The sequence below is a fragment of the Gracilibacillus sp. D59 genome, from assembly GCF_052246695.1.
Taxonomy (GTDB): Bacteria; Bacillota; Bacilli; order Bacillales; family Amphibacillaceae; genus Gracilibacillus.
Genome location: NZ_JBQQCK010000009.1, coordinates 72423 through 85127 on the forward strand (window position 1 = coordinate 72423; position 12705 = coordinate 85127).

The following is a 12705-nucleotide window of genomic DNA, read 5'->3' on the forward strand; positions in this document are numbered from 1 at the left end:
GAACTTATTGCGTTTGTAATGACTCTTATATAGGGGAGGGGGACAACGGTAATGGATGTGAGACTGGTTAAAAAAGCAAAAAAAGGCGACAAAGAAGCACTACTAAGTCTAATTATGAGTAAAAAAGACGATTATTACAGATTAGCTTTTTCCTATATGAGAAAGGAAGAGGATGCTTTAGATGTCATGGAAGATATGATTGTAAAACTATATGAAAATATTCATTTACTAAAAAATAATAAATCCTTTTATAGCTGGAGTAATAAAATATTAATTAATTGCTGCCATGTTGCTTTTCGCAAGAGAAATAGAACGATTCTATTGGATGAACAACTTATAGAAGACAAATTAAAAGGTGAACATAATGCTTTTGATCAAATTGAAAAGCAGATAGATATTAACACCTTACTTTTACAACTAAATGAACAGCAGGCTGAAGCGATTAGACTAAGGTATTTAAACGATCTAGATTTTCAGACCATTGCTAATATTACGGAAACTTCTGTTGGAACGATCAAATCAAGAGTATTTTATGGGTTGAAAAGGTTACATACTTTGTATCGAGGTGATCGAAATGAGTAGTTTAAAAAATAAATTACAGATGGAAAGGCAGCAGTTAAAATCTATCCAAGCACCGGATCAATTAGAAGAGCGTTTGCGAAATGAGCTGAACAGCCAACATACACGGAGACCTGTAAAAAACAATTTTATATGGAAATCCGCCGTAGCCATTATATTATTCTCGATATTAATCGGTTATAATTATCAAGGATTAGCTTATTATGGTAAAAAGATCATTGGATTTGATGAAATAGATGTTATTTCAGAAACATTACAAAACTTAAATGAATGGGGAAATGGTCAAAGGCTTAACGAAAGTATAACTTTTAAAAATGGCGTAACATTTACTGTTAACGGAGTAATGGTAGACGATAATCAACTGATCATTTACTATACTGCAACAAGTCAAAAGAGTAACTTGGATAACCCCGATCTAGATATTACACCGATTAAAATATCCGGCTTTCTTACCAATTCAATAATGGAAAGCGGGGCAGGGGAATTAAGTGAAGACGAAATGACAATGAAAGGTACATTCAGTTTTGAACCGCCAAATGGATTTGCTAAGAAATTAACACTGCATTTTCAACAATCATCCAAAACCCTTACATTTATATATGATCCAAACAAAGCCATGGGATCTAGTTTAAAACAAAACATCGATAAAAGTTTGCCAGTGACTAATGGTTATTTACATTTTGAGACAATTACTGCATCACCAACTGTAACAGTGATTAAAGGTACAACAACTAAAGAAACAATTGATCATATTTCATTCGATCAGATTGAGCTTGTAGCGGATGGAAATAAAGTTCAACACCTCGGTAATGGCTATAGTAATAAGTGGAGCAACGACTATGAATTTGAAATTCGATTTGATGCATTGCCCACAGACGTTACAAACCTGGAAATCCGATCAGATTTAGCAGAAGGGAGAGAGATTGAAATCATCACCGACTAGTAATAATGTTCAATTTATTAGGAATTGTTTCGTAACATATAGGAACAATTCCAATTTTTACATAACACAAAATGAAAAAGGAAACTTAATTACAAACAATTATTAATTAAGGAGTCAGTACCTGTCGAAAAAGGGCACAAATTAACAGGATGGAGCAATAGGTTTTTGATAGACTGTTTATAGAAAGGAGAGTGGTTAAAATAGAGGGATTACAAAGAATGATAGATAGCATTGAGTATATAGAAAGTAATTTAGATAATGATCTATTTATTGAAGATATTGCTGTAATTGCCTGTATGTCTAAATTTCACTTTCAACGGATGTTCACAATGTTAACTGGGTATACCGTAAGTGAATATATCCGAAATCGCCGTATCACCGTAGCTGCACAGGAACTTATTAATTCTAGGTCTAAGGTAATTGATGTTGCATGGAAGTATGGATATGAAAGTCCAGAATCCTTTACAAAAGCATTTCGGAGAATTCATGGTACCACTCCATCAGAAGCCAGGAAAAAAAGTCAATCCTTAAAAGCATATCCAAAACTCTCTTTTCAAATACAGTTAAAGGGTGATGTAGAGATGGATTACAAGATTGTAGAAAAGGACGGTTTTACGATTGTAGGAAAAAGTATTCGAACAACTACAATTGGAGGTGAAAATAATCGAAGAATAGCTGCTTTCTGGGATGAATCGAACCGGAATGGATTCACAGCAGAGCTTGCTAAAAATTGTGGTCCACTTGGATTAATTGGAATTTGTATGGATTTTGACAAACAACAAGAAAATCTAACGTATTTAATCGGAGCAGAAAAAAATATGGATCAAACCCCACCTGAATGGGAGGAGAAGCTTATACCTCATGCTACATGGGCAGTTTTTCCAGTACACGGCGCAATGCCTCATGCAATGCCAAAGGTTTGGAAGAGAATTTTTTCCGAATGGTTTCCTGCTACTGGATATGAGCATGCCGGCTTATCAGAAATGGAGGTTTACTTAAGTGATGCTGATCCATATTCAAAGAATTATTATAGTGAGATATGGATACCAATCAACAAATAAGGAAAGAAAAGCTCTTGGAAAGTTATTTTATCTTACTCCTAAATTTGTTTGCTCTTCGTGAAAAAAGATTATGAGTAATTAATGTTATCAAGTTTAAAGATCGGGTATAAGAGTTGTAGATCCAATATGGATCGGCAGCTCTTTTTCTTTCTTCGACTGATAGTTGCACAATTAAGATAATCACTAATTAAAATTGTAATGTTATTGTATGAGAAAGACAAAGCAGATTTGTTCCGCGTTTATACCTTCTCTAGCATAAATATAACATGTCAATTATTACAAAAATATTTTAATCTAGTAAACTTGTACACTTTCGTTGATTAACAACATATAATTATATTGAATTTAATTTTAAAAGGAGGATGAAGATGACGCAAAAAAAGGTTAAATTGATACCTTATACCATTCAGTCGATTGCAGATAGTATAAGTGAAACACCAGAAGGGATTCAACTGGTACAAGCCCCTGCAATATGGGAGAAAAGCAATCAAGGTAAAGACATTGTTGTTGCGGTCATAGATACAGGTGTTGATACCGATCATCCGGACCTTAAAGATCGAATTATTGGCGGAAGGAATTTTACAACAGATTATAATGGAGACTTTAACAAATTCGAAGACAATAATGGCCATGGTACACATGTATCGGGAACTATTGCAGCAAGCCTTGATGATAACGGAGTTGTAGGTGTTGCTCCAAAATCTAAAATTTTAAGTATAAAGGCGTTAACTGGAGAGGGTTCTGGTGAATATGAATGGATCATAAATGCCATTAACTATGCAACTGAATGGCGTGGACCTGAAAAGGAACGAGTTCGAGTGATTTGCATGTCATTAGGTGGTCCAAATGATGTACCTGAAATGCACGAAGCGATTCGAAATGCAGTTAATCAAGATATATCGGTAGTAGTTGCTGCGGGAAATGAGGGAGATGGTCAAGAAGATACATTTGAGCAAGCCTATCCTGGAGCTTATAACGAAGTCATCTCTGTCGGAGCTGTCAATAAGAAATTAAAGATTGCTCCATTTTCGAACACAAATAATGAAGTAGATCTTGTAGCCCCAGGTGTGGAAATCATGTCTACGTATCTAAATAATAAATTTGCAACACTGTCAGGAACCTCTATGGCCGCTCCGCATGTTGCAGGTGCTTTAGCTTTAATCATTAATTTAAGTGAAAAAGAATTTGGTCGACCCCTAATTGAATCAGAGGTCTATGCCCAACTTATCAGACGAACATTGCCTCTTGACTACCGAAAAAGTTCTGAAGGGAATGGCTTTCTCTTGCTTAACTTGGTTGAACAATTAGAAAGGATCAATGCTCCTAGCTTGAATTGATAGATAACCCAATAACTAAATTGCATAAAAGAAAAAGTGGATTCTTTGGCTAACATATTGTCTCTATGGAAAACGGACTGGTAGGTCATTTCAATCCTTGTCCGTTTTCTTATATCTAACAAGAAAGGGGAAAGAACAAATGCGAGGGAAAACAAATGAAAGCAATGATTTAAAGGCAACATTGTTGTCTTTACAATATTACAAAAAGAAAATTAAAGACACAAAAGAGTATTACGACGAAGAAGAGGATATACGGATTGTAAAAGATTATTATCAGCAGATTGATTTTAATGAAACGGACAAAACGAAATTATATAAACAACTCAATCAGTTAATTTCGAATACCCATGAAAACCAACTGCCTTATAACTCCGAAACCCGCGATCACCTTTATTCAACCGTTGACCTCCGTATGAACGGTACCCTAAAGAGTATTTATTCTGGAAAACAAAAGGAGCCTGAACAAGCGATAAGAGAAGATCATGCTGCAGCTATAAAAAGGAAAGAAGAATATGATAAGTTGTTAAAAAGTAACCCCAAAAATGACGATGAATGGAAGAAAGCTACAGCAGCTATTGAAAGTGAAAACATGTATAATTGTGAACATGTCGTACCCCAATCATGGTTTGATAAGGATAATCCAATGAGAGGCGATTTGCATCATCTTTTTACATGTGAAAAAGATTGTAATTCCTCGAGGTCCAATTATCCTTATTTTGATTTTGTTGACTATTCTCCCGAAATGGAGACAGAAACGATTAGAACCCATTGTGGGAAATATGAAGAGGAAAAGTTTGAACCCGAAAGCGGAAAAGGTGAGGTTGCCAGGGCGACATTGTACTTTTTGTTAAGATATCCGGGAGAAGTAAGCCACTACAACAATAAAGATATTAAAATGCTGCTTAACTGGCATCATGATTTTAAGGTTTCAGTGTATGAAAAACACCGAAACAAAGAAATATTCCTTATTCAAAAGAATAGAAATCCCCTAATTGATTTTCCGCAATATGCTGACAACATTGATTTTATGTTAGGGTTATCGTAGAAATTATGAACTTTTTCTGGAAATTGTTCGTTTAAAGCTGTAAAAAACCCACCTTTGGTTAAGTTTTCAAAGGTGGCTAAACTAAACTGTTTAACTTTATTTAAAACAAACAAACTTAATTAGAAAACTACAGTCATTTGTTTTCGTTCTCATATTCACTATATACTTTTTTGAAAATAGACAAAGAAGCGATCGCTTTTGGAAAACCTACATAACCACTACAATGATTTATCACTTCTAGAATTTCCTCTTTTGTTAATCCTGCTCTAAGTGCTATTTTAAAATGGAAAGTTAATGCTGTTCCTTGATCACCTTGTGAGATAAGTGAAGATAAAGTGATCAGAGTACGCTGTTTCAAATCTAGTGTATCATCAGAATAAATGTCTCCATATCCGTGTTCTACAGCCATTTTTGCTAATTTTGGAGAAAAATCTTGCACCTCTTTCATCGTTTTAACCCCTTGTTCACCAGCAATTTCCTCGATTTTTTTCCATCCAACTTGTATTTTTTCCATTTCTTCCAACCTCTCTATTTAAAATGGGGGTATTTTAGGAAAGCATTCGTCTAAACCCTATTTAAGATAGGTGGGGTTTCTTCTGGATCAACCATTATCTCAATCACTGTTGGACCACTATAGTTTTTTAATGCATGTTCAATTGCGTTCTCAATATCTTCGGTTTTTATGCACCTATAGGAATTAGCACCTAACGATTCCGCGAACATTCTAACATCTAACGGGTGTTGATAGGTAGCACCGATTGAGTGCCCTAACATCTTTTTCATCCCTTTATCCACCATATCAAGAGCAATGTTATTAAATACAATAAATACCACAGGGAGATTCTGATCTACAGCAGTTGCAATCTCAGTACCATGCATAAATGTACATCCATCACCAGTTAAGCACACGACTGTTTTATCTGGTGACGCAATTTTTGCACCGATGGAATAGCCGATAGCATGTCCCATTGTTCCGAATACATCATCGAAATAAAACGTTCCTGGTTCATAAATGTCATAGTGTTTAATTGCATAGAAAGTATGACTTCCATCATCCCCAAAGAGTACGGCATCCTTTGGCAAAAACCTTCGGAGTTCTTTTATAGCTATTTTTGCTGATAGATATGTTTCGTTTTCTTGAATATCATCTGAATTTTCCTTATCTACTTCAACGTTGTAAAGAGTATCTCTTATTATTTCTATTTCATCTAATTGAGATTGACGTTGTATTTCGGCTAGATTTGCTTTAATGTCCCCTTGAACATACAAAGTAGGAATTGGAAGAGATTTTTGTATAAACGTAGGGTCAATATCAAAATGAATGAGATGGTTCGGATAAACTGCTTCCGAAAATCCTGCTAAGGACATATCACTTAGCTTGCTACCAATTACAATCATTTCATCTACACTTTTTTTAAGGTATTTTGTTGCTTTTTCGTCACCTCCCAAGCCAAATGCACCTAAAGATAGAGGGTGGTTAGTTGGAAAAGTCCCTTTACCACCTGGAGTAGTCATTACTGGAACTTGCCATTGCTCTACCAACCACCTTACTTCTTCATATGCTTTTGATAGATGTACCCCTTTGCCTAATAATACAATAGTTTTTTTCGCCTCATTAAGCTTTGAGATAACTAGCTCAATTTGGTTGGAAATGACAGAAGACTTAAAAGTAGGACTTTCAACTATAAATGCTGGAATTTCTTCTTGCAATACATCCATAGGTATAGAAAGATGCACCGGTCCTTTTATCCCACTTGTTGCCTTTTCAATTGCATGCTTAAGGAGCATTTCAAGTTGATCGCCTCTATCTACACGTGCACTAAACAATGTTACAGATTCAAACATCCTTACAAGGTCAGTACCAAATATTGATGAGTCTTGTCCTTGAGCTTTACCCGTATCTTTCGCAGATGGGTGTCCAGTTATAAATAAAGTAGGACAGTGATAAGCTTTCGCTTGGCCAGCTGCTGTTAATAGGTTAGTTCCTCCCGGACCGGATGTACCTAAAGCTACACCTATACCTTTTTTTAAAGCATAGCCACTAGCTGCAAAACCTGATCCTGATTCATGTCTTGAGAGAACAAATTGTATATCATGAGCCTCACATTCTACTAATAATGGTACGATAGCTTTACCCGGTATTCCAAATACATGAGAGATTCCCAACCGTTTAAGATTTTCCACCAATACTGTAGAAACTTTTTTCATTATACATTATCTCCTTCTTAATCGTTATAATTTAGAGGTAGTATGATATGTACTTCAGTTCCTTTTCCTTTCTCAGAATCAAATTTTATTTTCCCGTCATGAGCTTGTACGATATCAAAACAAATAGGTAATCCCATACCAAGCCCATTTTCTTTTGTGGTGAAAAAAGGAGTACCTAGATTGTTTACTTGCTCCTTCGTCATACCTACTCCTTCGTCCTTGATAGAAATATGAACTTCATCCTTCTTAATATCTGATTTTAATTGAATACAAACATTCCCACCGTCAGGCATAGCCTCAAGGGCATTTTTCATAAAATTAATTAATACTTGTTTGATTTTAGATTCATCAATAAGGACTTTGGCATTTATATTAGTAGGTTCAACGTAAATGTCAACATTATGGAGATGGGCATTACTGTTCATTAATTCAACAGTATCGGCAATTAGATCGTTCAAGTTACAATGCACTCGTTCCATATAGGATGGTTTTCCGTATGAAACGAATTGATTCACTAAATTTTTCATTCTTTCTAACTCAGCTGTGATGATTTCAAGATATTCCTTTTTATGATTATTTTCTTTCATTAGGTGGGTGAGACCAATAATAGAAGTGAGCGGATTTCTTATCTCATGTGCTAACCCGGCCCCTAACTTTCCTATTGCGGATAATTTCTCTGATTCTATGAGCTTCTGTTGTAATTCATGGTAATTGGTCATATCCCTAAATTGAGCAAAGGCTCCAATCAAATAGTCCTCATCAAAAAGAGGTAACACATCCAGAAGGAGTTTTTTTGAATAATCGCTTTCTATAAGCGAAAAAGAAAATTCAGCATTTTCTACTTTTTTGCCAGTCTCCAGAACATAATTAATATATTCTCCAATTTTATCCATTTGTCCTATGCCGTTATCAATAATTGTTTCTCTTTGAATGCCAATTATTTCTTCAGCACTGGAATTGAATTCTAGTGGTTTTCCTTGTTGGTCTGTCATCACTATCCCCATAGGAGTTGATTCTATTAACACTTGATTTAATAAATGAAGCGTGTGATTTTGTTCTTGAAGTTGAATTTCTCTTTCGATTGTATCAACGGCAGACGATAAAAGTCCGAGATGGAAATTACTAGCGTAGTTAACCGTCGTCATCATGGAGACTGTACCAACTAAACTACCATTAGACGAGAAACAGAAAGGAGCGGAATAACATGCTACTTCAGATAAGCAATGGTGAAAATGATCACTACCAATTAATGAAATGGGCGTATGATGTTTTAGGGACAGCGAAACTGAATTTGTTCCAACATCCTTCTCATCAAATTTAGTACCTTGTGTTATACCTAGGGAATCCACCATTTCTTTAATACTTTGATCTCCATAAATATCTAATACATACCCTTGATTGTCTGTTGTAATAATTAATGTTGGGATCCCTTCCATATACTGAATCAGTTTTTTCATAAAGTGTTGCACTACGCTCAATTCCTTAACAAACCTTTGTTTTCTAAATTGTAACTCTTTATTAGTCAGTCCTACTTTTAAAAAAGGGACTTCATTAGGTTTCATGTTATAGACCATTTCACAATTCATTTTAGAATCGCGTATGTATGTATCGAAGTCTTTCATTAAATGCCTCCTATTTACTAGTAAAGAAAGTATAATTGAATTTTAACAAATTATTCAGGATCGCAACAATCAGACTTATTTTTATTACTTAGTTTTAACCTTTGGTAAAGTACTATTTTTTCATCCAAAAGTTCACTCAACTCTAGAATTTCCCCGATGGAATACTGATTTGTTTCTTTTCCTAAATTGTATAATTGGCTTTGTAATGAACGAATTTCTGCTTCCAATTTTTTTATATTCAATGAAAACATCCTAACAAGTGGCTTTTTCTTATAGAATACCATAAGTAATCATTGACTACCTTATTTTTACACTAAAATAGTAGATTTTCTCTATATTACTGTTATTAAAATGGATAAAGGTTTTATGATAGCATCAGTTTGATTTTGAATATATAGAGTAGTAAGAAGTATTTTTTCTCGGAAAATATAAAAATATTACCGAGCATGAAATAAAGATTTACATTGCTGCAAGGAATGATCGAAATTTCAAGGAAATAATGATAAAAATCGGTCTATCTAAATTAAGGAGTTAGTTTATCATAAACAGAAATGGAATAGATGTATCAGCATAAATTTCTGTAATAATAGTGGAAATGGGGGAGGGGAGTGGTGAAATAAGATTATTGCATGATTTCTTAAAATTCTTACAAATTGTTTTACCAACTACTATTATCCCAATTGTTTCCATGAGTTTATTTTGGAGAATTATAAATACCAACATTATATGATGTTACTCTATATCGCATGAGTTAGAGGGCAGCAGTGTTGAAAATAGTCTTTAAAACAATCCACGGTGAATATCTGTAAATTTTCTGGTAAATATAATAAATACCAACTACAAGGAATGATAAAATGTATATTTTTATTTTTATTTTATATCTGATAGCAGGTTATATATGGGGAGATTGGAGGAATTGGAAAGAGTATTATCCTACAATTCTTTTCTTCATCATTGGGGATTTTTTGTATAATTTTCTTCTTTATAATAAATCAATGTGGTTATTTCATGATTTAATATTACCTAACCACACTACAATTACAATTTTGGGCATGTTTGTTACATACTCTGTAACCGTATTAATATACTTGGGCAGGTTCCCGAATGATTGGAAAAAACGTTCTTTATGGTTTTTATTATGGTCTGGAATATATATATCGATTGAGTATATAAATAGTAAATTAGGTTTTATTACATACCATAATGGTTGGAATATATGGTGGTCTGTGTTATTTACTGGAATAATTTTTTTGATCTTACCTGTTCACTATAAACGACCTTTATTAGCTTGGTTAATAGCAAGTGTATTTGTAATCTTTTTATTGAATATATTTGAGGTGAAAATTAGTGATCTGAAATAGAACTGTAACTTGTAGAGAAAATTTCATACTGTTGATGAAACAAGTTGATTGATTTTTGAATAAAAGAGAAAGAAGACAAAATCATAAAAGATATGCTAAAGTGCATAAATGAAGGAGATTTGTCTTATGATTGGACTGCCTCTTACTATATTATTTACTATATTTGTTTTCCTTTTCTTCTTTTTTCAAAGGAAACGTTATACATTTATAGAGAATTCCATTGTTTATATGGTAATGACCATTATAACAACCAATGTTATTACTATCTTGACTTTAAATTTAGAATTGATTAAAACGACAGAAAATCCATTTTTGTTTCCTGCTGTTCTTCTTTATCGAAATGTAATCATTCCGTTGCTTATTTTGTATTTGGTTAATGCTTTTCATACAAGCTATACTTTGAAAAGAAAGACCCTTTATTTCATTCTTATTTTTACTTGTTTGAATGGAATTGAAGCACTATTAATTTTTATGGATGTATTCAAATTTATAAAATGGAATTATTTTAAAGCGGCAATTGTTAATTGTGCATTCCTATTTATCGGCTTAGGAATTGCAAAAATTGTTGTGTTTGTTTCTAAAAGGAGTTCAAACTAATGACAGTGGTTTATGAAGAGGCGTTTGATTGGAATGAATGGTTTGTTATTATTACTCTATTATCTTTAAGTATCCTTATTTTAATGATTCCTAAAATTTTTTCAATTATTGAGGCGCTTGCATATTATTTATTTGGGATTATGATTGTGCATTTCTTTGATCACACAGCTAGTGTTAGACCATGGGATCTATATGATGTTAATGACAATTCAAAGTATCAACTTATGGACTTCACTTATTATGTAATGAATGGTCCGTTTAGTTATATTTTTATATATTTATATTCAAAACTGAGAATAAAGGGACATTATACTATTCTCTACATACTAATTTGGTCAAGTTTTTCCCTTTTAGTTGAATGGTTCGGAGTCAAAATTGGGCTTTTTCATTACGATAAAGGATATAACATGTACTGGTCTTTTCCAATTTACATGCTAATCCAATTAATATTAATCATCTACTACCATATAATCCAAAAAACTAAGAAATAATCCATTTTAGACCAATTGTTAGTTGTTTGTAGGATCTATCCTAAACCACGATTTTAAATTAACTTCTGAAAAATTAGCAACAAGGCAACACTTAAGAAGATAACTCATTGGTTCTAAAAAAGGGAGAGCGCCTACCAAGCGGGCACCATTTTTATGATTTTCTTTTCTTCGTTTTTTTCATCGCTTTTAAAAGATAGCCTCCCTTAAACTTACGTGGTTCATAAGAAATAATAAAGGCATGCGGTTCATATTTTTCGATCATGTTCATTACATTTTCTTCTAAACTTCTTTTCGTCAAAATCTGAAGCTGGTAACGGACACTATCTTTTCCCATTCCTTCAAATACGGTTACTCCGAACCCATTGTTCCGAAGATTTGATACAAGATCAGTATTCATATTCATTAAGTTAACAGTAAGGTTTGTATATCCTAAAGCCAATTTATTTTCAATGTAATTTCCTAAAAAGATTCCCGCTGCGAAACCTAAGGCATAAACAAGCATCTCAGGAATACTTTGCTGGCCACTTAGGACAATTGATAAACCAAACACATAAATTAACGCTTCTAAAAATCCAAAAATAGAAGCGAAAACAGCCATGTTCTTAACAACAAAAATAATTCGAAGTGATAATGTGGGCACTAATATGATTTGTAATAAAAAAATTAAAACTATGCTAGACATTTTTTAATCCCTTTCTGAAAAGAGTAGTTCTATGATTTATCTGTGCACTTCTTTAACTTGAATTTGAATAGGTCAGTGTATGATGACTACAAAAGTATCATTGTGTTTATTGTCTATTTCTAATTTATACTAATTCATTATTTTATCTTCTATATCCTATCTTTTGTTAAAACTCATAATACTATTAATTCAAAATGTAAAATTTTTTGTGGGGTATATATGTTGCGTGTGATTGTGAGGAGAAACAAAGGAAAATTTGGCAAGTTATGTAGATGAAAAGGTCAATATAAATGATGAAATGATGCCACTCCAAACATACCTTGAAAGTTAATTGAATTATAATAATGGCGCGTATGGGTATAACAGCTAATATAGTTGTATCTTTTAAAGTTGTCTTTTTGTACATATATGATCGCTTAAATATTATGAATTATATTGGTAACTAGTTAATTATTTAAAAAAAGATATTTATAATCGTTCCGTATAAAAAATAATTTTGTCTTCCATTTACAAATAAAATAAAAACATTTATAATAAAATTAATTTCAGTTGAAAGGGGTTTCATACACAAAAAATGGTTGACGATGAGATAAGTGTCTCCAAATTATATCGGAAGATCATTACTTCTAATGAAATGAAAGTATTTCGTATTCTTGAAAACTGTGATGAAGAATTAAAAGAGAGACTTATGAAAAAGATGGAAAATAATGGTTCTGAAAGTGCAAAAAACATGCTGCAAAAATTACAGAGATACTTAATATAAAAGACTGGTCATGCCC

Annotated in this window: 14 protein-coding genes; 9 read left to right on the forward strand and 5 right to left on the reverse strand. The window is 33.0% G+C overall.

What is annotated here, in order from left to right; all coding sequences use genetic code 11:
* The first annotated feature begins 51 nt into the window (after window positions 1-51).
* From ACTWP4_RS15285 to ACTWP4_RS15305, 5 genes are all read left to right on the forward strand, one after another.
* A complete protein-coding gene (locus tag ACTWP4_RS15285; protein WP_443129649.1) occupies window positions 52-582 on the forward strand; it encodes a sigma-70 family RNA polymerase sigma factor in 531 nt (176 codons plus the stop codon).
* Entirely contained in the window at window positions 575-1522 is a 948-nt protein-coding gene (locus ACTWP4_RS15290) for a DUF4179 domain-containing protein (RefSeq protein WP_443129650.1), read from the forward strand. The genes ACTWP4_RS15285 and ACTWP4_RS15290 overlap by 8 nt, the downstream gene beginning before the upstream one ends.
* Before the next feature lie 218 nt (window positions 1523-1740).
* A complete protein-coding gene (locus tag ACTWP4_RS15295; protein WP_443129651.1) occupies window positions 1741-2583 on the forward strand; it encodes an AraC family transcriptional regulator in 843 nt (280 codons plus the stop codon).
* 368 nt (window positions 2584-2951) lie between these two features.
* The gene (locus tag ACTWP4_RS15300) at window positions 2952-3920 is read left to right on the forward strand and encodes a S8 family peptidase (protein WP_443129652.1); all 969 of its coding nucleotides are present in this window, start codon (window positions 2952-2954) and stop codon (window positions 3918-3920) included.
* Between the two features lie 139 nt (window positions 3921-4059).
* The gene (locus tag ACTWP4_RS15305; protein ID WP_443129653.1) at window positions 4060-4965 is read left to right on the forward strand and encodes an endonuclease I family protein; all 906 of its coding nucleotides are present in this window, start codon (window positions 4060-4062) and stop codon (window positions 4963-4965) included.
* A 133-nt stretch (window positions 4966-5098) separates the two neighbouring features.
* On the opposite strand, the gene ACTWP4_RS15310 is transcribed toward ACTWP4_RS15305, so the two are convergent.
* From ACTWP4_RS15310 to ACTWP4_RS15325, 4 genes are read right to left on the reverse strand one after another with little or no spacing between them, the layout of a single operon-like run.
* A complete protein-coding gene (locus ACTWP4_RS15310) occupies window positions 5099-5479 on the reverse strand; it encodes a carboxymuconolactone decarboxylase family protein (protein ID WP_443129654.1) in 381 nt (126 codons plus the stop codon).
* Between the two features lie 50 nt (window positions 5480-5529).
* A complete protein-coding gene (locus tag ACTWP4_RS15315; protein ID WP_443129655.1) occupies window positions 5530-7173 on the reverse strand; it encodes a thiamine pyrophosphate-binding protein in 1644 nt (547 codons plus the stop codon).
* 17 nt (window positions 7174-7190) lie between these two features.
* Window positions 7191-8795, reverse strand: coding sequence for an ATP-binding protein (locus ACTWP4_RS15320; protein ID WP_443129656.1), 1605 nt, complete (start codon window positions 8793-8795; stop codon window positions 7191-7193).
* 50 nt (window positions 8796-8845) lie between these two features.
* Complete coding sequence (locus ACTWP4_RS15325) at window positions 8846-9037, reverse strand: hypothetical protein (protein ID WP_443129657.1); 192 nt, start codon at window positions 9035-9037, stop codon at window positions 8846-8848.
* Between the two features lie 612 nt (window positions 9038-9649).
* On the opposite strand from ACTWP4_RS15325, the gene ACTWP4_RS15330 reads away from it, so the two are divergent.
* The 3 genes from ACTWP4_RS15330 (at window position 9650) to ACTWP4_RS15340 (ending at window position 11244) form a co-directional block, all read left to right on the forward strand.
* The gene (locus tag ACTWP4_RS15330; protein ID WP_443129658.1) at window positions 9650-10156 is read left to right on the forward strand and encodes a CBO0543 family protein; all 507 of its coding nucleotides are present in this window, start codon (window positions 9650-9652) and stop codon (window positions 10154-10156) included.
* Between the two features lie 126 nt (window positions 10157-10282).
* Window positions 10283-10753 (forward strand): hypothetical protein, encoded by a 471-nt coding sequence (locus tag ACTWP4_RS15335; protein WP_443129659.1) that lies wholly within the window; start codon window positions 10283-10285, stop codon window positions 10751-10753.
* Complete coding sequence (locus tag ACTWP4_RS15340) at window positions 10753-11244, forward strand: hypothetical protein (RefSeq protein ID WP_443129660.1); 492 nt, start codon at window positions 10753-10755, stop codon at window positions 11242-11244. The genes ACTWP4_RS15335 and ACTWP4_RS15340 overlap by 1 nt, the downstream gene beginning before the upstream one ends.
* Window positions 11245-11395: 151 nt before the next feature.
* Here ACTWP4_RS15340 and ACTWP4_RS15345 read toward each other — a convergent pair whose 3' ends face one another.
* Window positions 11396-11926 (reverse strand): DUF2179 domain-containing protein, encoded by a 531-nt coding sequence (locus tag ACTWP4_RS15345; protein ID WP_443129661.1) that lies wholly within the window; start codon window positions 11924-11926, stop codon window positions 11396-11398.
* A 574-nt stretch (window positions 11927-12500) separates the two neighbouring features.
* Between ACTWP4_RS15345 and ACTWP4_RS15350 the strand changes: the two genes are divergently transcribed.
* Window positions 12501-12689 (forward strand): hypothetical protein, encoded by a 189-nt coding sequence (locus ACTWP4_RS15350; protein ID WP_443129662.1) that lies wholly within the window; start codon window positions 12501-12503, stop codon window positions 12687-12689.
* The last annotated feature ends 16 nt before the right edge of the window (window positions 12690-12705 follow it).